Here is a 21,429-nt window from a genome sequence, read left to right on the forward strand (position 1 = left end):
ACATGCTCGATGAATCGCGCCAGGTGAAAAGCGACTTGAGGGTCGGTCGGTTGGTAGCTGGCATTTGCCGCAGCGACAGTCTTGGCTTCCCCCAATTGATCGACCTCAACTACCCAGGGCGTGATCGTCCCGTGTGCGGATTGCCAGACCAGGGCGGCGGCAAAACCAGCGGACAAGAAGAGGCAGGCAAACGCCATCAGGCGCCAGTTTTTGGCCTGGACGCGCGCAGACCCAATGCGATCATCCCAAACCTGGGCGGCGCGTTGATACGGAGTGACAGGTTCCGGCATGCGGCCATAGTGAACGGCCGATCGTTTGAACATTGTTTGACCTCAAGCTGCTCAGCAATGGAAATGGTCGATGTGAAGCGTCAGCGGTCCTGTTGGGAGAGGTCGACAGATCCGCCCCCTCCGCCGTGATCGCCCGAACGGATCGCTTGGGTAGCCGCCGATGCGCCATGGCTGATCGTCTGCCCCCGCTTCATCCGGCGGACCCAAGCGGGCGCGTCGGAAGCCGCGGCGGAAGAGTCCCCCTCTTCCCGACCGGCATGGCTCGACGATCCACCAAGACCAGCGGCGAGAGAACGTAAAGGACTAGCCGCACCTGACGCACTTGCCTCTGCGCCGGACATGCTCCCCGCCCGCGACACGCTCACCGTACCACTTGCAATCGCGCTGCCTCCACGTGCCGCGCCAGCAATCGCGCTGCCCGCGAGACCGGCCGCGCCGGCGGCAAGACCTGCGCCAGCCGCAACAACGCCACCGGCGGCGAGGCCCGTCCCGACAGCGCTCCCGGCGCCAAGCTGCGGACCTCCGGAGACGATGCCGTTGGCAACACCGGGCCCGAAAATCCCGAGCCCCAGAAGTGTGAGCGCACCGAGCACCAGTGCCATCGCGCTCTCGATGGTCGGCTGGTTGCCGCCGAAGCCTGCCGTGAACTGCGAGAACAAGCTCGAACCGATGCCGACAATGACGGCAAGGACCAGGACCTTGACGCCGGAGGAAATGACATTACCCAGCACGCGCTCGGCCGCAAAGGCGGTCTTGCCGAAGAGGCCAAAGGGGATCAGAACGAAGCCCGCAAGTGTCGTCAGCTTGAACTCGATAAGCGTGACGAAAAGCTGGATGGCGAGAATAAAGAAGGCTAACAGCACCACAATCCAGGCGAACAGCAGGACCACGATCTGCACGAAATTCTCGAAGAAGCTGACATAACCCATGAGTCCCGAGATCGAGTCGAGGATGGGGCGGCCGGCATCAAGCCCCACTTGCGCGATCCGGCCCGGCCGCAGAAATTCTGCCGACGACAGGCTTGTGCCTGAGGCTTTTAGCCCAAGGCTTGCAAAGCTTTCGAAGACGATGCGCGCAAGGCTGTTCCAGTTGCCGATGAGATAGGCAAAGACGCCGACAAACAATGTCTTCTTGACGAGCCGGGCAAGAATCTCCTCATCAGTGCCAAAGGACCAGAACAGGCCCGCGAGCGTGAGGTCGATCGCGGCCAGCGTCGTAGCGAGATAGCCTACTTCGCCTCCGACGAGGCCAAACCCGGAATCAATGTAGCGGGTGAAGGTTTCCAGGAACTGATCGATGACGGCGGTACCACCCATGGCTCACTCGGTTTGGCTTGGAATGGAGGGAAAACCGGACGGGTGGCGACTTTCGTCCTTGCGCGGGACAGGGGAGAGCAATGGCGCCGCGCCTGTCCGGCTGTCCGGATCACCTGTCGATCTACTTCCTGCCAAGAATTGCCTGCGCTGCTCGGCCCAGATCTTCTGGCATTCGAGAAGAGTCTCTTTCTGCTCGTAGGTGACGGTGCGGCATTGCTCGAGCTTTGCCGCGGTCGCATCGGGTTTTGACGCGAGATAGACGGAAGATTGGGTCGCGCTCCCGTCCTCACCCAACCGAATGGCGCAGACGCCAACCACCAGGACAGCAAGACCAAGCGCTGCCGCGGCGGGCAGTCGTTCAAGTTGTTTCTTCATGATCAGTGGAACATCTGCACGGTTGTTGGTTGGTAGCCCTGCCCCTGGGTCAGAAAGCGCCGCAGTTGCTCCCTGCCCTGATCCTGCGCAGCTGCGCGCTGGGCGGACTCGAGCGTTTGCGCTCGACCTTGCGACGCGACAGTAGCCGTAAGGTCCGCAAGCTGCTGAGCTTGCAACGCAAGGAGCTGGTTGCCGGCCTGACTTGCCTGAAGCGCACCTGATGCGCCCTGGCTCGCCGTCACCAGGGCCGACATTTGGGTGCGGTTGGTGTCGAGATTGCCGACAACACTCGCTTGGACCCGCATGGCGTCCTGCAGCCCGGCAACGGAGTTCTGCCAACGCGTCTGCGCGTTTGCGACAAGGAGCCCATTGGACATGCTGACCGATGCCGGCGCATAGGTGGTGGAAAACGCGCGATCGATTTGCTGGACGTCGTAGGCAATTCGCTGTGCCTGCGAGAGTAGCTGCTGGGTGCGCTGAATCGATTGCTCGAGCTGTTGCAACGACGAATAAGGCAGGCTCGCCAGGTTCTTCGCTTGATTGATCAGCATCTGCGCTTCGTTCTGGAGCGATGTGATCTGGTTGTTGATCTGCTGCAGCTCACGCGCGGCGGTCAGCACATTCTGAGCGTAGTTGTTGGGATCGAACACGATCCACTGCGCCTTTGCTTCGCCGGGCGCTTGGACCATGGTCATGGCGATGATACTTGCCGCCAGAATCGGCAGGATGCGGTTCATGAGAGTGCTCCCTGTTTGGCGAGCTGCGGAATGAGGTTGCAGGCCCAGCCGAGGTCGCGCGCCTTGAGCCAACCGGTGACGAACTCGTCCCTTCCGTGCTCGGCAAGCACCCGATCGATGAGAGCCTGGTCGGCTTTGGACGAGGCGCCCACGAAGGCGAGCGCGATTTCGCCAAGTCCGAGCTCGAACAGGCGGTTGCCGCGTCGAGATTGGCAGTAGTAGTGTTGCTTGGGGGTGGCGCGGGCGAGGATCTCGATCTGGCGGTCGTTCAGCCCAAAGCGCCGATAAATGGCCATGATCTGCGGCTCGATGGCGCGATCATTTGGCAACAGGATCCGGGTCGGGCAGCTCTCGATGATGGCAGGCGCGATTTTGGAGCCGTCGATATCGGCAAGCGACTGGGTCGCAAAAACGACGGAGGCGTTCTTCTTGCGGAGCGTTTTGAGCCATTCGCGAAGCTTGCCGGCAAAATCGGCATCATCGAGCGCGAGCCAGCCTTCGTCGATGATGAGCAGTGTCGGACGGCCGTCTAAGCGGTCCTCGATCCGGTGAAATAGATAGCCCAGAACTGCGGGGGCGACGGAGGTCCCAATCAATCCGTCGGTCTCGAACACCTGGACGGAGGCTTCACCCAGCCGTTCGTGCTCGCCATCCAGCAACCGCGCGTATGGCCCACCGAGGCAGTAGGGCTGCAGGGCGCGCTTGAGAGCGTTGGATTGCAGGAGAACGGATAGTCCAGTCAGCGTCCGCTCCGTAACCGGCGCCGAGGCGAGGGAGGTCAATGCCGACCAGACATGATCCTTGGTCTCAGGCGTGACCTCGATCCGCTCGCGCGTCAGGATTGATGCGATCCAGTCTGATGCCCAGCCTCTCTCGCCGATATCGTCAATGCGCGCAAGCGGCTGGAGGGCGACGAGCTCTGACGATTCGAGCGCGCCGCCGAGATCATGCCAGTCGCCCCCCATGGCGATCGCCGATGCGCGGATCGAGCCGCCGAAGTCGAACGCAATGATCTGCGCCGCGCTGTAGCGGCGGAATTGCAACGCCATGAGCGCCAGCAGGACCGACTTGCCGGCGCCCGTCGGTCCGATGACCAACGTGTGGCCGACATCTGCGACATGCAGAGACAACCGGAATGGCGTGGAACCTTCAGTCTTGCCGAAGAACAATGGGGGCGCCTTGAGGTGGTGATCCCTCACCTCTCCGGCCCATATCGCAGACAACGGGATCATATGGGCGAGGTTCAGGGTCGAGACCGGGGGCTGGCGGACGTTTGCGTAAGTTTGTCCAGGCAGGCTGCCGAGCCACGCTTCGACGGCATTGACCGTCTCGGCCATGCAAGTGAAGTCCCGGCCCTGGATGACCTTTTCCGCGAGGCGGAGCTTTTCGTCGGCTGCGCGCGGATCCCTGTCCCAGACCGTGACCGTTGCGGTGACGAAGACCTCGCCGATCTGATCCGAACCCAATTCCTGGAGCGCACTATCGGCATCCATCGCCTTGTTGTGAGCATCGGTGTCCAAAAGCGCGGAGGCTTCGTTCGTCATCACTTCCTTCAGGATCGAGGCGATCGATTTGCGCTTGGCAAACCATTGCCGCCTGATCCTGGTGAGGAGCTTTGTGGCATCTGTCTTGTCGAGCATGATAGCCCGCGTCGACCAGCGATACGGGAATGCCAGCCGGTTCAGCTCGTCGAGAATCCCGGGCGTTGTCACGGTTGGGAACCCCACGAGCGTCAGGACGCGCAGATGCGCGTCGCCCAGCATGGGTTCAAGACCGCCTACCAGCGGTTGATCGGCCAGCAGCGCATCGAGATACATCGGGATTTCTGGCACGCGCACGCGGTGCCGTTTGGTCGAGACCGTCGAATGCAGGTAGGTCAGCGTTTGCTCGCCATCAAGCCAACCGCATTCCGGCATGAAACCCTCGACCAGCTGCAGCACGCGGCTGGTCCGGTCACTAAAGCCGGCGAGCACCTCGCGTGCATCGGCTCCCGCAGCGCGCTGGCCGCCCTCGTACAGCAAGCGCTCTGCTGCCGCCGCACTCTCTGCCGGAGGCAGATAAAGGAGAGTCAGGTAGTAGCTCGATTCGTAATGACTGCCGGCTTGTTCGAATTGCGCCTTGCGTTCCGCATCCACCAGCGCCGAGGCGACGTCCGGGAATGTATCCGGCGGATAGCGTCCGGCCGAATGACGTTGCGCCTCGACGAACACGGCCCACCCCGATCCGAGGCGACGGAGTGCATTGTTGAGGCGGCCAGCGACCGCAACAAGCTCGGCAGGCACGGAGCTGTCGAGATCCGGCCCTCTGAACCGGGCCGTTCGCTGAAATGATCCATCCTTGTTGAGAATGATCCCTTCGTCGACCAGGGCAGCCCAGGGCAGGAAGTCGGCAAGACGTGTGCTTGAACGGCGGTATTCGGCAAGATTCATCATGGGACGACTTCAGGTGCTGAGGTGAGCGGGGACGCGAACATGCCGGCGCACGACTTCTACGAATTCCGGATCGCGCTTGGCGGCCCAGACCGAAGCCATGTGACCCACGAAGGCGAAGAGAAGGCCGGCCAGCCACATGCGCAGGCCGAGACCGAGTGCGGCGGCCAGTGTGCCGTTGAGAATGGCAACCGCGCGCGGCGCGCCGCCCATCAGGATCGGTTCGGTGAGCGCGCGGTGGACGGGAGCCACAAATCCCGGGACTGGCTCGTCCATCAGATCACCACTCCGCCGCCGAATGAGAAGAACGACAGGAAGAAGCTCGATGCGGCGAATGCGATCGACAGGCCAAACACGATCTGGACTAGCCGCCGGAAACCACCCGAGGTGTCGCCAAAGGCGAGCGACAGCCCGGTTACGATGATGATGATGACGGCAATGATCTTTGCGACCGGACCTTCGACCGATTGCAGGATCTGGTTGAGCGGCTGCTCCCATGGCATGTTCGAGCCGGCGGCCCAGGCCGGCGCGCTGGCGAGGGAAAATGTGGCGAATGCTGCAATTTCGATGAAGCCGGGCGCGAGAGAGGCTCGTGTGGTCATGACTGATCTCCGATGTTCGAAAGGCTGTAGTCGCCCGATGATCCAAGGCCGTTGACGCACGCGAGTTCACTCAAACGCCGTTCGCCGCCACGGCCAGAGAGCACGGCGATGACGTTGATGGTTTCTGCGATCAGCGCACGCGGGACGGTGATGACGGCTTCCTGGATCAGCTGCTCGAGCCGGCGCAGCGCGCCAAGCGAGGTTCCGGCGTGGATCGTTCCGATGCCGCCCGGATGTCCTGTGCCCCAGGCTTTCAAGAGATCGAGGGCTTCGGCCCCACGGACCTCGCCGATCGGAATGCGATCAGGGCGCAGGCGAAGAGAGGAGCGCACAAGGTCGGAGAGCGAGATCACGCCATCCTTGGTCCGCAGCGCCACGAGGTTCGGTGCCCTGCACTGAAGCTCCCGGGTGTCTTCGATGAGAACGACGCGGTCCGATCCTTTCGCGATCTCGGCAAGCAGCGCATTTGTCAGCGTGGTCTTCCCGGTCGAGGTGCCGCCGGCGACCAGGATGTTCTTCCGTGCGGCGACCGCATTGCGAAGCGCGCTCGCTTGGCTCACGTTCATGATGCCTGCGGCGACATAGTCGTCCAGGCCGAACACGGCGACCGCCGGTTTGCGGATCGCAAACGTCGGCGCGGCAACAACCGGCGGCAGCAATCCTTCGAAACGTTCCCCCGTTTCCGGCAGCTCAGCCGAAATCCGGGGGGAGCCGGGATGAACTTCGGCTCCTACATAGTGCGCGACCAGTCGGACGATTCGTTCGCCATCCGCTGCCGAAAGGCTCTCTCCGGTGTCTGTAAGCCCGCTCGACAATCGGTCGATCCATAGCCGCCCGTCAGGATTGAGCATCACCTCCACAACGGTCTGATCTTCCAAAAAGCCCGCAATGGCCGGCCCAAGGGCGGTGCGGAGCATGCGCGCCCCGCGCAACTCGGCTTCCGAATGAAATGAATGTATCGCCACGGCTGCCCCACATGATCGAGGCCCTGCCCTTCAGCGGCCTCATGTGAGAAGTAGAAAAAGCAGATCCTACGCTATCGCAAGACAGGATCATCGCCGTCGTAGTCTGGCGTAGAAACGGCAAGAGTCGGAAAGGAAGGTTCGGTAAGCTCGTGTTCGGCGCGTCGAAAAAGGCGCACTCGTTGGGCATCAGCCCGTCAAGCTCGCGTCACCACTCCAGGTGTTCATCCGCGTCCAGGATCGCAGCCTCGCTCGCCGGGATAGCAGCATGAGCCGAGTTCCAGCCGCAGGCCGGTTGGAGTATGGCCGAAGTCCTCTTCTTCCCTTTCCGGCTTCGAAACGGTGGAACGGCAAACCAGGCGAGCGCCGCCAGCTGTAGCAGCACGTTCAGTCCGAACGCGGTCTGGTAGGCAATCAAAGGATGGTGGCCGGCCTCAACGGGCCATCGCTCAAGAATCAGTCCCGTCCCGTACTGCACGATGAAGGCCCAACCAAATTGCAGGACGTTCAAACCACCATTCGCGCGCGCGACCAGTTGGGGCGGGAAATAATCTCCTACGATGGCGTAGGTCAAAGCGGTGGCCGATCCGGCCACCGACACGACGCACCACGGCAGAAGCGACGGCCAGGGCGGATGCAGGATGAGGACGATCTCCGCTCCGATCAACAGGGCCGCGACGGCCGCGAACAATACTTCCATATTCCTGCCACGGCTGCGCACCCAGGTTGCAAGCACGCCCAAGGCTAGCGCCCCGAGGCTCAAAACGGCCGCCATCACGAACAGCTCACTGACGAGACTTGTTCGATTCAGCCGTTCGATATCGCAAAGCCAAGGTGCCGCCCACAAGGACTGCAGTGCCCAAGCCGATCCGATGCAGGTTGCCGACAGGGGGGCAATCCGCCAGAAGCGTTGATCAGAGTAGATGGTTTTCAGCGTGGCCGGCTTCGTGCTGCCCGATGGACTGTCGACTCGTTCGGGAGCGACCAGATAGATCAAAATGGCAGCAAGCGCGCTTGCGGCGGCCAGCACCGCGAACAGGCCGCGCCAGCCTATCCACTCCAGGAGCACCTCGGCAGGAGCGGTTGCCGTGACCGCGCCCAACGAACCCAGCATGATCATAAAGCCATTGATGAGGGCCAAACGTTCTCTAGGAAACCAGAGGACGATCATTTTCAGCCCCGACATCAGCGCTGCTGCACTCCCAAGTCCGATCATCGCGCGGGCGATGAGAAGCGAAACGAAACCCGTCGATAGTCCAAAAAGCGCGGCCCCCGCTGCTGCCACGGCCAATAGCAAGCTCTGGACCCGGCGCGGCCCGTAGCGATCCAGTAACATGCCGATGGGAATCTGACCCGCCATGACGACCAGGAAATAGATCGACGTGAGCAGCCCGATGTCGGCAGCGCCAAGCCCCAGATCGGAGCCAAGGGGTCCAGCTATCAGGGTATTGATCGTCCGGAACAGGTAGGCAAGGTAGTACCCGGCCGCGAAGGGAAGAAAGATGCAGGCGATGAGCCGCCACACAGGAAGCGGCTCGATGCGGACCACAGGCGTTGTTTGCGCGGCGAGCCCTTTCAGCCCGCTTCTGCCGTTCTGGACAGTGCGCTCAACAGAACGAGCTGGACAGGTTCCGAAAGTTCAGCTTGCTGCCGCCCTCCTCGGCGGCAGCGCTCGGCTGAGAGCCTCCCTCTACAGCGGGTGCGGACGAACCCTCCTGAAGCAGTTCTTCTACAGTTCGCCTCTCTGACACACCGCCGCCGGTTTCAGAGGCGCGCCAACTCGGCGTTCCGAGCCGATCAATCGTCTCCTGAATCAATGGTTGGCCAAGCCGCACTCCGCGCTCGACTTGTTGGACCAAAACGTTGCAGCGTTCTTGGCCGAGCAGGCCGGCGTCCCGCTGCTGGGATGATTGCTTGGCCGCCGTAACGGTGAGGTGATAGCGCGCATGCAGTGCCACTGTCTCGGCAACGATCGCGACCTGCCGCTCGAGCCTTGCCATCTGGCCACTGACCCGGTCCAGAGTTTCACGAATGAGCCCTTCGGCCCCTTGCGCAGGAGCCAGAAAACGCTGAAGCGCCGTCTCGACGACCACGCTCTTGCCGACTCCCGGGCGTTCGGTCGCGGCTTCAAGCCGCTCCAAGATGCTTTCCGAGAGCTGAACCATGATCTTCTTGGTTTGCAGACCTTCGTTCGAGCTCGGCTGCACCTCGCCATCGGAACCATTCCCAATAGAGCTGGCCTGACCTTCAGCCTCAGCATCGATCTGCATTGTTTCTTCAGCTCCTCAATTGCGACCGCACGAAACGGCACACGCTATCCGTGCAGCGTGGCTTTCCTGTCGAAACAGATGAATCGGCCCAGCGATGATGCGTCGACAGAAGGGCCAATCCGACAACGACATCAATCGCGCCGACATCGGCGTCGTAGTCTGGCGTAGCCAAAGAAAGATGAGGCGGGCTCAAGATGAGCGGGATCTCTTAGCCTCCTGCGCGGCAGCTAGGGGCCACTCGCGATGGCCTTCTGGGACCTCAAGAAAGCTCCCCGCGCTTCACGACTCTGTGTCAGTCTGCCTGCGCGCGCGCCGGTTCGGCCCACCTAGGCCCGGCGCTCGTTCGCCAAGGCGGCGTCACAGGCACTCTGCGCGCAGAAGTATCTATTCGGGCTTCTCGGAGGCTTGCACGTCGATGCTTACCTCCTTCAGGACGCTGGATCCGCTCGCAAGTCGTCGTCCCAGCGCTTCGACAAAGCGGTCGTACCGCTCACCGCCCTTGGCGCGAGCGGCAGGGCTCGAATGCTCCGGCAATGCCGGAGTTGAGGTCAGCCAGAACCGGATGAAGAGCGCGACGGTCTCGAGCGTGATGCCATCGTTGCGTTCAAGACGCTCGAGCACCCGCACAATCCGATCCAGCCGTTTTGCTATCACAGCCTCGCGCCGATCGGAATCGTCAGGAGAAAGAAAGGAACCTATTGCGGCCTCGACCACCAGCGACTTGGACCGGCCACCGCGGCTTGCGAAGGTCTCAAGCGTTTTGAACGTTTCGGGATCGAGATAGACGCTGAGCTGGACCTTTTTCACGCTGCCTCGCTCACAGATCCATTCCATCGTCCGGATCGAGAGTGACGGTTCGCGCAACTCCCTGCACCGACCGGCTCATCAGTTGCGCCTGGACGGCATCCGCGTCACCCTCCTCGAGCTCGGGGTCGAACTCGTGCTCGCCGGCCGGCGTCTTGATCTCGATTTCCTCATGCTGCGGCAATTCCGGCTCGCGGCGTAAGCCGCCGTTCGCCTCGTCGCTCCTGCCCGCGCGCCTGGTCAGCAGCTGGCGCGACGGCGGTATTGGGGCGCGGGCTGACCAGTCATCTGGGCGGGTGGGCTGCTTGTTGGGCTCCAAGCGGGGCGGCTTCAAGACACGTCGCTGGAATTGCGGATCCTCATAGTAGCGGACCTTGTTGGCACGGACCGGGTGCACACCGGAAATCATCACGACCGCGTCTTGCGGAGACAGTTGCATGATTTCGCCGGGGGTCAGCAGCGGACGGGAGGTCTCCTGGCGGCTGACCATCAAGTGCCCAAGCCAAGGGCTCAAGCGGTGGCCCGCATAGTTCTTCATGGCTCGCAATTCGGTCGCAGTTCCGAGCGCGTCGGAGACGCGCTTGGCGGTGCGCTCGTCATTGGTCGAAAAGGCGATCCGGACGTGGCAATTGTCAAGAATCGCATGGTTCGGACCGTAGGCGCGTTCGAGCTGGTTAAGGCTTTGCGTGATGAGAAAGCTGCGGATGCCGTAACCTGCCATAAAGGCGAGTTGGCTCTCGAAAAAGTCGAGCCGGCCGAGGGCTGCAAACTCGTCAAGCATCAAAAGCAGCTTCTGCCGGCGCCGGTCGGGATCAAGGCTTTCGGTCAAACGCCGTCCGATCTGGTTCAGGATGAGCCGCATCAAGGGTTTGGTGCGGACGATGTCCGATGGCGGCACCACGAGGTACAGTGAGACGGATTCAGCGCGGTCGACGAGATCACGGATGCGCCAATCGCTTCGCGCGGTGATCTTGGCAACTACCGGATCGCGATAGAGCCCGAGGAAGCTCATCGCCGTCGAGAGCACACCCGAGCGCTCGTTCTCGCTTTTGTTCAAAAGCTCGCGTGCCGCTGATGCGACGACTGGATGGATGCCTGTCCCAAGATGCGGAGTCGCCAGCATAGCGTTGAGCGTAGCCTCGATCGGGCGAGACGGATCCGAAAGGAAATTTGCAACCCCGGCGAGGGTCTTATCGGCTTCGGCGTAGAGGACATGCAGAATTGCCCCCACCAGGAGTGAGTGGCTGGTCTTTTCCCAATGATTGCGGCGCTCGAGTGCACCCTCAGGATCGACGAGTATATCGGCGATATTTTGAGCATCTCGCACCTCGCAGTCGCCACGGCGGATCTCGAGGAGTGGATTGTAGGCGGCGCTGGCCGGATTGGTCGGATCGAACAACAGCACGGGCCCAAATTGCGCGCGCCATCCGGAGGTCAACTGGAAGTTCTCACCCTTGATGTCATGGACGATGGTGGAGGCCGGCCAGGTCAGAAGAGTCGGAATGACGAGGCCAACACCCTTGCCGGAGCGCGTTGGCGCAAAGCAAAGCACATGCTCGGGCCCGTCGTGGCGCAGATAATGACGTCCGAACCGGCCGAGCACGACGCCGTCAGGGCCTAACAGTCCCGCCCGTTTGACTTCGCGTAGATCGGCCCAGCGCGCCGAGCCGTAGGTGGTGACGTCCCGCCCTTCATGGGCCCGCAGGACCGAGAGCAACATGGCCATCGCTATGGCCGCGATGCCGCCGCTTGCAGCAATCGCGCCACCCTCCAGAAAAACGACGGGGGCGTAAGCATCGAACTTGAACCACCAGCCAAAGAAAGCTGCCGGCTGATAAACTGGCAAATGCCCGAGCTTGAACCAGGGAGCCCGTACTCTGCCAGCACATCAATCCGCTGTTCCAGGGCTGCCCGGACCTCTGCGCCAAAACCGGCGCGCGAGAACTCAGCAGGCTCGCGCGCCACAAGCTGCCGGTCGAGCCATGTGGCGCCTTCCGCGGTGACCTGCTTTTCGAGGACGAGTTCCGATCTTACCGCGAGTGCGATGCGTGTCCGTCCCCTCGTATCCTCAAAGCGGCGGAGCTCCACGACGCCTCCAATCGGCCCGTCGCCAGCCGCCTCGATATCGCGGAGTTTGAGGTGATGGACGCGCCCGTCTATGCCGTCGACAATGGCAAAGGCATTGCTCCTCAATTCGTCGTCGTGTCCGCGGGCGACGAGACGGCCAATGATCGGTTCACCGTGATGCTCGCCTTCGAGCGCAAAGGAGGACGGTGAGCGTGCGATACCATCCTTGGCAATCGCCTTGTGCAGCCGCTTGATGATGTCGCCGCGCTCGCCAAGCGCCCTCAGGCGTGGCTCGGCGTCTTCGGCCAAGACCCAGCGAGCGGGCCCCGCCGGCTCTGCCACACCCAGGCGCTCCAGCATCCGCATCCGCCCGATCCGAATGTCTCGTAACGGGTCCCGGGCACCATCCCGTTCCGGCCTTAAATCGATGACCCCATCGGCCAATGCCGCTTGCCGGGCGAGCATCGGATCGCTCCCGTGATGTCATGGAGCGCGACGGAGTTTGATCGCGCGTCGACGGACATCATGGAGGAGCGAAGGCACTTGAGGGGATGCCGAACATTGTTAGGACGATTTCGGCACCCCTCCTTTTGGTTTCGCGCTGCGATCGCGAAAAGAGGACTGCAGGCTTTGGTAGTCAGCAATCGGCCGACGATTCTGCTGCGCAGCCAGGGACGTCTCAGCTGTTGGGCGTTGTGCGGGAAAGTTCGACGCGCTCCGATGCGCCGCAGGCGATCGGCACGCATGAGGCGTAAGATCCGACCGCGGGCCGCCCGCCGGTGAAGTCAGCGGGAGGGCGAGAGGCGCCAAACCTGACCTGGTTGCATCAGTTGTACGCTATCCAGATCTATTTCTTGCGGGATCTCGATCGAAACAATGCACGGTAGCCGGTACGCACGATGAAGCGACCGGCTTTGACCAGGCGAATGGTACGGCTGCGCAGGTCATGGGTCTTCCAGCCGCGGTCGATGAGCCGCCTTTTGCCGAACATCACCTCGGCGATCGTTCGATAGGATGCGCCATCCTCATGCCCATCCCGCGCTCGCAGAGCGAGGCCGAGTCTTTTCCGCTGCTGGGCCGAAAGCCGATGAAAGGCAGGTCCCGGCGGGCGGCCGTTCAGCGCTCGCCATAAGCGATGCGCGGCGTGGGCGCGCGCGACGAAATTCTCGTCAAGCGGCAATTCGGTGGCATATCCGGTACCGAGGTGCGGGGCCTCTCTGAGCCATAATCGATGCTGCGCTCCCTGGACCAGCAAGATGGCATGCCAGCCGTCCGGTGCTTGCCTCATGGTGGCCGACGTAAGGTCAGCAAGCGGAAGTACTACGTCCGAACCTTGAGGGCCGGACGCTCTCCGAACGATCGGCACCACCGTTGGCATCGCCTCGGGCGCCCAGAAGATGGTCTGCTCGTAGAAAGACCCTTGCGGGTCATGGGCGAAAGCAGACGCCCCATCTCCTTCTGAACTCGGGGCTTACGTGCCCGCCTTTGGCGCGCGCCTCCCGGTAGTCCCGTTGATATTCAGGATTGCGGCGGAGGAGCTCCCACGCGAAATCTTCCATTTCACCTGAGATAATTGCGCGCTGATAACTCTCCGGTGAGCGCCAATCGAATGTCGACATTAAGATGATCCCAAAAGCCAGGCCGTAGCAGGAGACGATCTACGTAACCTTCAGTTGTTCGACAAGTCAGTAATCTGGCATCACGCGATGCCTGCAGGGCATCACCAGAATTTCCGCAGACGGCTATTCTCGAGAAAAAGCTTGCGACAGCTGTTTTCTGCTACTTGCCGGTGCCGCCGCGAAGCAGCTCGCGATAGCCGCGGTCCGCCATCCAATTTGCTCTGGCCAGATGAGTATCGAAAGCCCTGCGGGCGCGTGTCGGCTCACGATCGGGATCGATGTGCAGGACGATTCGCGAGACCTCCCTCCAATCAGCACCCGCGGCTGCTGCATCAAGCAGCCGCCAATAGGTCACCAGATGCTTCTCGTCATAGGACGTAAGGACTGGATCGTTCGGAGCTGAATCGGCCAGGTCGGGCTCGAGTGGGGGTGTCTGCATGGCCGTACCATCAACTTCGTTGCTCGATCCTACTCAATTTCTAGATGGCATGCCACAACCGTGCCATAAAGCCACAAGACGCCGGATCTATCTCTATTTCTGTGTGCGCGAACAGCGCCCGCCGAAGCGGAACGAATCGAGCCTTAGCCCGACGAAGCCTCGCCGCGTATTATAACACGTAGCGCCAAAATACGCGATTGCTTCCTATCCTGCGGATGGACATTCGCAAGCTTTTTGGAGCAAACACGCGTCGATTTCGCTTAGACCTTCGCCTGAGCCAAGAAGCTGTGGCAGAGCGCATGGGTGTCGATCGTGCGTTCATCAGTAGTATGGAAAGAGGGTTGCAAAATGTGACCCTGCTTACGATGTGGCAAGTTTCGCAGGCTCTCGAAGTTCGCCCCGCCCAATTGCTTGAGGAGAAGACGGCCAAGATTCGTCCATAATATTACTCGGTCGCCCCTACTTGAGATTAGAGACCCGCAAAGGGCGATTGGGTCCACAGTGCCCCAGTCAGGCGCAAGGCTGTGCAAATCAGGTTGTCGTGGAGGGCGTCAATTCTGTTTCCCGTGATGCTCACAACGGATCCGTCATGGACGGAGAGAATTGATTTCTTAACTGGGGGTGGCCAAGTGGTAAATCCTGCTATCAACCTGCGCCGCCGCGCAACATATGACGGTAGCCGTGATGTGCCAACCATCTTGCGCGCGCCAGATGGCTGTCGAAGGCGGTTCGAGCCCGCACGGATTGGCTTTCTGGATCAATATGCAGCACGACGCGAGCTACTTCCTTCCAATCAGCGCCATGGGTCACCGCGTCGAGAAGGCGCCAATACGTCACCAGATGCTCCTCGTCATAGGACGTGACTGCGGGATCTGCGGGTGCAGAGGTCGCGACATCCGGGTCAAGTGGCGGAGTTTTCATGGAGTTTCTGCCCAAGAATTAGAGCGGCATCTGTGTACTTCCACGCCGGCTTCTTGAACGCAGCAGCTGTAACTGCATTCGCCACGCCAACAACATAGAAAGCAGCTGAACATGCCCGCGCCTGATGATTTGTAGAGAATACTCCGTGGCGAAATACTCTACAAGAGCATGGCCTCTCGCGTATGGATATACGCGAGATATTGGCGATCAATTTGAGGAAGTACAGACACGCCCGTCGCCTGTCACAGGAGGAGCTGGCACATCGTGCCGAGATTGACCGAACCTACATCAGCTCGCTCGAGCGGAGTGTTTATGCGGCCGGTATAGATGTCGTCGAGCGTCTTGCGCGCGCTCTTGGCGTTGAGGTCACGGACCTGCTGACACGTCCTGCGAAGAAGAAGAATCCGCGGCCAGACTAGAGCTGGATACTTAGCTGCATTTCGCCGTTGAGACTTCGCAGACCCTGTGGCTGCGGGACGGAAAGGACCGGCGCCAGAAAATGGGTAGCGGCCAGTGGGGTGAATGTGCCGACCGGCCGATCAAGTCATGCGGCCGCGTTAGCGCAAGGAAAAGCAAGCTGCGCAATGGAGATCACCCAAGGGTCCCTCCGCCGCTCGCGTCTTGGAGGCGACGGTTGACACGTACTCGAAGCTGATCTGCTGATCTGGCACAGCAAGCTGGAAACTGCATTCCGGCTTCGCGCCCGGATCGAACACGGTTTTGGATAATGCCGAGTTGGACCGACTTCTCGTGGTGCCAAGCGCTTCTATCGACGAGTCACGTCGATCTCGTCTTTGCGCATTCCGATGGGACTCTTAAGCCGAGCCTTGGTCGTCTTGCCAAACGTGCAGGCGAGCACAACTGGACTGGCCTGTTTGTTGAGACGTCAATACGCTGCGACCAGGTGGCCGCCGCTCGTACACACATCGTCGACCAATATCACAGGACCTGACGGCGTTCGCACCATGCGGTACGCGCTCTCGAAATGCTTCGGATCTCAGGGGCCGCCCTCGCGCGACTTCTGCTGGACCTCACCAAAGACCAGCGCCGACACAACCTTTAGTTGGCCGTTGCCATTTGCGGCGATCTTCTCTGCCAATTCGAGTGTCTTGAATCCGGGCGTCGTGGAGGCGATGACGTGCGAATTCGGGATAGGCACTAGAGTGGCTTCACGGGTTATTGACGCGCAATCATCCGGGCGAGTGCCCGAGGGAGTCGCTCTACGAACTCCGACACATTGGACTGATCGAACCGGCGCATCTTCTCGCCGAGTTTGAGTCAAAATATCCCTTGAGAGATGCAGATCGTGACAAAGGAATTCGTGCCGCTGCCATCCTGCTTCGCCAACTCGGCTGGCGTGCTGATGGGCAAGGACTATCACGGCTCTCTCGTTCGCTCATCGCGATGTGTATTCCGAGTTCTGGGTCAACCTTGACGCGGCAAGAGTACGACGCCGCCGAGTCGCAGAGTGAGAGGAAGGTGCTCGCCGTCCTCTTTGTTGGTGACCGAATTCGCGCGGCACTGCCGCCACGCAGTTGGCAAAATAGGTTCGCGCGCCCAAAGTGTAAGCATGAACGTCAACGACGGCAACGGCGCCAGGATTCCGGCCCATCGGGACCGGTGCGGTGGTTGCGCGGGCGCACCTTCCGCAGATAGCCGAAATAGAAGGCCGCCGTCGCCCATGTACCTCGCAACCAATCGGCCGGCTTTCTCGATTGCGACACAGCAGGGATTGTTACTGCCGATTATTCGCCGGAAGTCCTCAGGTCGGAGTGCCGTTGCTCTGTTGACAATTGATGCAGCCACGGCAAGGCAGTAAGATACCTCAACGCTCGAGCACGAAAGTTTAAGATTATGAAGACCGTGTCTGCGGACATGATACCCGACCACTTCTGGAGGATTAGGTACAATCAAGAGCACGATCCAGATACGCCAATTCTGCCGAGCCTTTCAGAGAGCCCGAATTGCCAGAACTTCGCCTACGCGCTGCTTAAGCATTTCGGGTATGACGTTTACCCATTTCGGTCGAGCAACCTGTGGGAGGACACCACCGACACCTGCTTGGTGTCAGATGAATTGAAGCCGCTCGACCTCTTGCTTTTCAATCGAACGGAAAACCCTTGGGGAGCACATGTCGCGCTCTACCTGGGCGATAACCAAGCTATTCATCTGAGCAAGAAGCAATCCGCTCCGGTGATCTGGCCGTTTGCTCAATTTCTCGAGCTTCCCGAATATCGAACCTTCGTTGGCGCAAAGCGGCTCCGCCAACTTGCGCGGACCGATACTCGAAGGTAGTCTTCGCAATGCTGGTCACTCTGGCGGACACGCAACGTCTGTTCATGTCCCCCTGCCTCAAAAGTACCGAAGCTCGACGGGATGAGGAACGGTTGCGTTTGACCGGACGGCTAGATTGCTATCCTTCTTGCCTTCGTTTGATTCGTATCCATTCGGTTATGGCTGGCTGCATCCTAACGAGGCCACGTCCTGCTAGGGCGATCGCTGCTTGCTCGCGCTGTCGCCTCGAAACAGCTTGAGTCCGTCAATGGCTCGATTGGAGTCGCGCTCGCACGACTCCGGCCAACGTCGGAAATGGCAACGTTGAGCTCGGCATAGCGACTTCCCAACGCCCGGCGGCCGCTTCTCGTCTTTGTCTCATCCGGACCGACGAACATGGTTTCGGCTCCTACGGTTGCAAGGCCTTTGCGGTGAATGTTGGCGGCGATCTCCCCTCGCGGAGTGGACGACAAAATAGTTTTACCTCGAGCAAGATCGACTGCAGCCAAGGGTTCAAGAAAGTCCCCGCCCGATCAACTCGGGCGGGGCTTTGGACCGAGCCTCACTCCCCGTTCTTGCGCGGCCGCGACCACAAGAGCGTGTAGCCCTCGCCGCCTTCGTCGTCGAACAGGTTCGCGTAGATCGGCGCGTTGAACGAGGGATCGTCGAGCTTGAGCGAGAGGTAATCGCGGCCCTCCTCGGAGCGCTTGGACCAGGCCGCCCCGATCTCCGCCCGGCCCACATAGATGCGGTGGCTGGGAGCGTTGTCGTTGGAGCGGTTGGTCTCGGCGACGATGCGGACGCCCTTGGCCTGCAAACTCAGGGTGACGATCTCGCCCTGGAAATCGTTGCCGACTTTCTTGAAAGAACCGATGTTAGCCATGTCACTTCTCCTGTTGTGTTTCGAGCCCGCGACCACCGCGGCCTCGATGGCGATCTAAAGGCCGAAGACGATCGGCGACGCACCCGCTGGCGGGCCGGAGCGCAGCGGAGGACGCCGTTGGAGCGACTTTCTTGTCTCGCGAGGAATGGGCGCCAGCCCAGGGGAAGAAAGTCGCTCCAACGGCGTTGCGGCTCAGACGATCGAGGCGCAGCCGCTCTTGGGCCAGATCGAGCCATCAAAGAGGCCACGTGCGTCCGCGTGCTGAACCGCAATCTTAAGGAGAAGATTTGGCGAATCTCGGTGTGCTGAGCAAGAGGTCGGTGCGGATCCGCGCAGAAGGAGAAACAATTTGCCGCAAAGGGCGGTATCGTCCCCGCAGAAATGATCGAGCGCGGCGCGCCTCACCGCAGCTATGCGGGCCAGACAGAGATTGGTGGGGCTTGCTTAAAGGGTTCGAGGAGGGCCGCGGTTACCTTTCGCTCAAGCTCGACGCTCTCTCGTTCAACCTGGTCTCTGTGCGAGCTTGCTGGACCTGATGGCAACGACGCCTCATTGCTCGTGCTTGGCGGCGGTAAGAACTGGTCGAGGTGTATTCTCCACCACCCCGGCCGAGTCCGATGGGCGGGTCCTCGCGAAAAAGGTCAAACGCGCCCATGCCGTGCCGCCGATGCAAAGCGCACCTACGCAAGCAAAGGCCTCGCGCCAAACCAGCGAGGCGACCTCGATCTGCGACAGGGCAAACACCACATGATAGCCGGCGATTGCCGCGGGGACCGCGAAGACGGTTGCGATCGCGACGCGCAAGGTCAAGGACTGACTAACGGCGAGAGTGAGCTGACCAGCGGCAAGCGTCAGCGCGCCAGAAACAATTCCGATAAGCAGTGCGCCGAAGACGCCCGCGCCATCACGAAATGCGGACATTCCGACGGTAACTGCGACGAAAAACGGCAAGGCATAGACCGCGAGCGCAAAGAGCAGCCAGCAGAACAAACCGATGCCAAGCGTGTTGAGGGCAAGCCCAAGGGCGAGCATGGCGGTGGCTCCAATGCACAGACGTATTGGTCGCGCCTCCACCACCACCACGGCGCGGCTTTGCACGTAAAATCGAAACGAGGCGGAGTTGCGGCGCGCAGCCCCATCTTGGCCGTCTTGGAGGCGAGTAGACGGCGCTCATGCGCCGCCGAACTTCCAAACGGGAATACCGAGCCGCTTCGCCTTGTCAGCGAGATTGTCCTGAATTCCCGTGCCCGGGAAATGCATGACGCCGATCGGCAGGAGTTCGAGCATCGCATCGTTGCGCTTGAACGGCGCCGCCTTGGCGTGCCTGGTCCAGTCGGGCTTGAACGCGATCTGTGGCACCTTGCGGCTCGTCGCCCATTTGGAGGCGATCAGTTCGGCGCCCTTGGGAGAGCCGCCATGCAGGAGGACCATGTCCGGGTGCTTGGCATGAACCTTGTCGAGGCGATTCCAGATGAGGTTGTGGTCATTGAAGTCGAGCCCGCCGGTGAGTACGATTTTCGGTCCTGGTGGCAACAAGACCTCGGTCTCGGCGCGTCGTTTGGCGGCAATGAAGTCGCGGGAGTCGATCATTGCCGCGGTGAGCGTGCGGTGGTTGACCAATGATCCCGATCGCGGCCGCCAGGATGCGCCGGTGTTGACCTCAAATCGTTCGATGGCCTGGTCGCGAAAGAGCTCCAGGCAGTTGCGGCGCTCGATCAGCGTGATGCCTTCGGCTGTCAGGCGCTCAAGCTCGACCGATCGCACTTCGGAGCCGTTCTGCTCGCGGTGGCTCTTCTGCTGCGCCTGTTCGTTATTATCGAGCTGCCGCTCGATGCGGTCGACGGCACGATGGAACAGGTTGACTGTCGACCAGAGCAGATCGTCAAGATCCGGCTCAAGCCGCGTGTCGCTCAGGGTCGCGACCAGGGCGTCGAATATATCTGCGACGGCGCCGCCAATCATCTTGCCCTCGGGGAGCGGTCTTGGATCGGGCTGGTCGTCGAATGGACGATGGCCGAAGAGCTGTAGTTCGGTGATGACGTGGTCGGTCGGAGAAGAGTTGTGCGGCGGTTCGATGTCGTCATGGTCGGTCATGGGAAGAGGTCCTTGCCGGATCGGCCGCGACCATCGCGGCCTTCGTGGCGATCCTCTGACGGCGGGCGGAGCGTGCCAGAACCCGAAAGGGCCGAAGCGGCAGCGGAGGATGGCGAAGGCCGGCTATTTTGCTTCGCGATGCAAAGCGCGCTAGCCAAACGTACGATGTGTCTTCACATCGCCGGCGCGCGGCGGAAAATAGCCGGACGCAGCCATTGCCGGCCCGCACCCGCTTGCCGTCCGATCGCCCTCTAGAAGGCCGAGGTCGCGTCCTCTTCCGGTATTGGCCTCGCCTATGACTGGCCCATCAACGTCGATTGAAGATCGGGAGCTATTCCGCGGGCACCGTCGAGGAATGCAGGAAGCGAACGACGTCCTCTGGCACGAGCTGGAACCGCAACGCTGCTCGGACGGCATCGAGGCCGAAGACATGGAGATCTTCGTTGAAGTCGCCCAGCCGGGGCGACAGCGCGATTGCTTCAATGCCGGCGTCCGCTGCGCGCTGGCTGAGAGTCGCCTGCACCGCATCGCCGGCAGCATCGAGATCGCGGGAGATGTAGAGCCGGCGCAGCCCAGTGGGAAGCACCATGGCTGAGAGGTGATTGGCCGAGAGCGCAGCCGCCATGGGCATGCTCGGCAGCACGTAACGTAGCGAAAGCATGGTTTCGATTCCCTCGCCGGCAGCGAGCACGTCGTCCAGCACGCCGAAGCGAACCGCGTTGCCGAGGAGATCGCCCATCGCGCGTCGTGGGGTATCGATCGGAGCTTTGCCCAGCCGAATGCGATCAAAGCCGTCCGGGTCGAGCCAGGTGCGATGCACGCCAGTGATCCTGCATTCGAGATCCGTGACGCAGGCGATCATCGCCGGCCAGGTCTCGGCTGGCAGGTGTTCGTCGGGCCGATAATAGCAGCGCGGATGGAAGCGCAGACTGCCACCATGGTGCACGTGGGCGATCCCGCGACGCTGCAAATATGTCTCCACCAGCGTCCCCTCGATCGGTTGGGATATCATGAAGAGCCGTCTCGCCGCCTCTTGCGATCCAGCCGGTGCTAACGGACGAACGGGTTTCGGGGCGACCTCCGGTTCACTACGAGCCAGCCTCAGAAAGCGCCTCGCCTCCTCTGCGACCTCACCGAAATCGCGCAAGCCGCATGTTTCACGAATGACGTCGAGAAGATCGCCATGCTCGCCGGTTGCGGCGTCGGTCCATTTTCCGGCAGGGCCTTTCGGCAAATCCTTGAGCCGCACAAACAACGAGCGGCCAGGGGTGTTGTGGACATCCCCGACCAGCCAGTACCGGCCCTGCCGCTTGCCGTTGGAGAGATAGTGGCGGCACACCGCCTCGG

At 61.3% G+C, this 21,429-nt stretch carries 22 protein-coding genes and 2 pseudogenes; 3 read left to right on the forward strand and 21 right to left on the reverse strand.

Annotated elements, in window-relative coordinates:
* The 16 genes and pseudogenes from trbF to IVB13_RS13520 all read right to left on the reverse strand — a co-directional run.
* On the reverse strand, positions 1 to 323 hold a 323-nt coding region (gene trbF, locus IVB13_RS13445; protein ID WP_247489130.1), incomplete at its 3' end, for a conjugal transfer protein TrbF.
* A gap of 47 nt (positions 324 to 370) precedes the next feature.
* Entirely contained in the window at positions 371 to 1,606 is a 1,236-nt protein-coding gene (gene trbL / locus IVB13_RS13450; protein WP_247489132.1) for a P-type conjugative transfer protein TrbL, read from the reverse strand.
* 3 nt (positions 1,607 to 1,609) lie between these two features.
* Positions 1,610 to 1,981 carry a putative entry exclusion protein TrbK-alt gene (trbK-alt, locus tag IVB13_RS13455; protein WP_247489134.1) on the reverse strand — a complete coding sequence of 124 codons (372 nt, stop codon included), beginning with the start codon at positions 1,979 to 1,981 and terminating at the stop codon, positions 1,610 to 1,612.
* Between the two features lie 2 nt (positions 1,982 to 1,983).
* On the reverse strand, positions 1,984 to 2,718 hold the full coding sequence (gene trbJ, locus IVB13_RS13460; RefSeq protein ID WP_247489136.1) for a P-type conjugative transfer protein TrbJ: 735 nt from the start codon (positions 2,716 to 2,718) through the stop codon (positions 1,984 to 1,986).
* Positions 2,715 to 5,150 (reverse strand): conjugal transfer protein TrbE, encoded by a 2,436-nt coding sequence (gene trbE / locus IVB13_RS13465; protein ID WP_247489138.1) that lies wholly within the window; start codon positions 5,148 to 5,150, stop codon positions 2,715 to 2,717. Before trbE ends, trbJ begins: the two co-directional genes overlap by 4 nt.
* A gap of 9 nt (positions 5,151 to 5,159) precedes the next feature.
* A complete protein-coding gene (locus IVB13_RS13470; protein WP_247394338.1) occupies positions 5,160 to 5,423 on the reverse strand; it encodes a VirB3 family type IV secretion system protein in 264 nt (87 codons plus the stop codon).
* Positions 5,423 to 5,749 (reverse strand): TrbC/VirB2 family protein, encoded by a 327-nt coding sequence (locus tag IVB13_RS13475; RefSeq protein WP_018459011.1) that lies wholly within the window; start codon positions 5,747 to 5,749, stop codon positions 5,423 to 5,425. Before IVB13_RS13475 ends, IVB13_RS13470 begins: the two co-directional genes overlap by 1 nt.
* Positions 5,746 to 6,666 (reverse strand): P-type conjugative transfer ATPase TrbB, encoded by a 921-nt coding sequence (gene trbB, locus IVB13_RS13480; protein WP_247489141.1) that lies wholly within the window; start codon positions 6,664 to 6,666, stop codon positions 5,746 to 5,748. Before trbB ends, IVB13_RS13475 begins: the two co-directional genes overlap by 4 nt.
* Before the next feature lie 253 nt (positions 6,667 to 6,919).
* On the reverse strand, positions 6,920 to 8,236 hold the full coding sequence (locus IVB13_RS13485; protein ID WP_247489164.1) for an MFS transporter: 1,317 nt from the start codon (positions 8,234 to 8,236) through the stop codon (positions 6,920 to 6,922).
* An 82-nt stretch (positions 8,237 to 8,318) separates the two neighbouring features.
* Complete coding sequence (locus tag IVB13_RS13490) at positions 8,319 to 8,981, reverse strand: hypothetical protein (RefSeq protein WP_247489143.1); 663 nt, start codon at positions 8,979 to 8,981, stop codon at positions 8,319 to 8,321.
* 384 nt (positions 8,982 to 9,365) lie between these two features.
* On the reverse strand, positions 9,366 to 9,788 hold the full coding sequence (locus IVB13_RS13495) for a CopG family transcriptional regulator (protein WP_247489144.1): 423 nt from the start codon (positions 9,786 to 9,788) through the stop codon (positions 9,366 to 9,368).
* A gap of 10 nt (positions 9,789 to 9,798) precedes the next feature.
* A pseudogene (locus IVB13_RS13500) lies at positions 9,799 to 11,652 on the reverse strand (conjugal transfer protein TraG); the annotation flags it as partial.
* A 47-nt stretch (positions 11,653 to 11,699) separates the two neighbouring features.
* A pseudogene (locus tag IVB13_RS13505) lies at positions 11,700 to 12,317 on the reverse strand (DUF3363 domain-containing protein); the annotation flags it as partial.
* A gap of 382 nt (positions 12,318 to 12,699) precedes the next feature.
* Complete coding sequence (locus IVB13_RS13510) at positions 12,700 to 13,140, reverse strand: DUF2285 domain-containing protein (RefSeq protein ID WP_247489147.1); 441 nt, start codon at positions 13,138 to 13,140, stop codon at positions 12,700 to 12,702.
* Positions 13,141 to 13,279: 139 nt separating this feature from the next.
* Positions 13,280 to 13,471, reverse strand: a complete 192-nt coding sequence (locus tag IVB13_RS13515) for a DUF6499 domain-containing protein (RefSeq protein ID WP_346732280.1) — start codon at positions 13,469 to 13,471, stop codon at positions 13,280 to 13,282.
* A 160-nt stretch (positions 13,472 to 13,631) separates the two neighbouring features.
* Positions 13,632 to 13,910 carry a DUF2285 domain-containing protein gene (locus tag IVB13_RS13520; RefSeq protein ID WP_247445816.1) on the reverse strand — a complete coding sequence of 93 codons (279 nt, stop codon included), beginning with the start codon at positions 13,908 to 13,910 and terminating at the stop codon, positions 13,632 to 13,634.
* 215 nt (positions 13,911 to 14,125) lie between these two features.
* Here IVB13_RS13520 and IVB13_RS13525 point away from each other — a divergent pair, with 215 nt between their 5' ends.
* Positions 14,126 to 14,353, forward strand: a complete 228-nt coding sequence (locus IVB13_RS13525; protein WP_247445836.1) for a helix-turn-helix transcriptional regulator — start codon at positions 14,126 to 14,128, stop codon at positions 14,351 to 14,353.
* 202 nt (positions 14,354 to 14,555) lie between these two features.
* Here the strand turns inward: IVB13_RS13525 and IVB13_RS13530 are convergent, their stop codons facing one another.
* Positions 14,556 to 14,831: a DUF2285 domain-containing protein gene (locus IVB13_RS13530; protein WP_247445815.1), complete on the reverse strand. Its 276-nt coding sequence runs from the start codon at positions 14,829 to 14,831 to the stop codon at positions 14,556 to 14,558.
* A gap of 182 nt (positions 14,832 to 15,013) precedes the next feature.
* Here IVB13_RS13530 and IVB13_RS13535 point away from each other — a divergent pair, with 182 nt between their 5' ends.
* Entirely contained in the window at positions 15,014 to 15,250 is a 237-nt protein-coding gene (locus IVB13_RS13535) for a helix-turn-helix transcriptional regulator (RefSeq protein WP_247445814.1), read from the forward strand.
* Between the two features lie 1,435 nt (positions 15,251 to 16,685).
* Positions 16,686 to 17,126, forward strand: coding sequence for an NlpC/P60 family protein (locus IVB13_RS13540; RefSeq protein ID WP_247445812.1), 441 nt, complete (start codon positions 16,686 to 16,688; stop codon positions 17,124 to 17,126).
* A gap of 541 nt (positions 17,127 to 17,667) precedes the next feature.
* Here the strand turns inward: IVB13_RS13540 and IVB13_RS13545 are convergent.
* The 4 genes from IVB13_RS13545 to IVB13_RS13560 all read right to left on the reverse strand — a co-directional run.
* Complete coding sequence (locus IVB13_RS13545; protein WP_018454792.1) at positions 17,668 to 17,988, reverse strand: DUF736 domain-containing protein; 321 nt, start codon at positions 17,986 to 17,988, stop codon at positions 17,668 to 17,670.
* Positions 17,989 to 18,537: 549 nt separating this feature from the next.
* Positions 18,538 to 19,020 (reverse strand): hypothetical protein, encoded by a 483-nt coding sequence (locus IVB13_RS13550; protein WP_247445811.1) that lies wholly within the window; start codon positions 19,018 to 19,020, stop codon positions 18,538 to 18,540.
* Between the two features lie 138 nt (positions 19,021 to 19,158).
* Entirely contained in the window at positions 19,159 to 20,082 is a 924-nt protein-coding gene (locus tag IVB13_RS13555; protein WP_247489149.1) for a DUF2493 domain-containing protein, read from the reverse strand.
* 331 nt (positions 20,083 to 20,413) lie between these two features.
* The coding region (locus tag IVB13_RS13560; protein ID WP_247489151.1) for a toprim domain-containing protein at positions 20,414 to 21,429 on the reverse strand (1,016 nt) is incomplete at its 5' end.

Origin of the sequence: Bradyrhizobium sp. 17 (assembly GCF_023073515.1) — a bacterium.
GTDB classification, from domain to species: domain Bacteria; phylum Pseudomonadota; class Alphaproteobacteria; order Rhizobiales; family Xanthobacteraceae; genus Bradyrhizobium; species Bradyrhizobium canariense_D.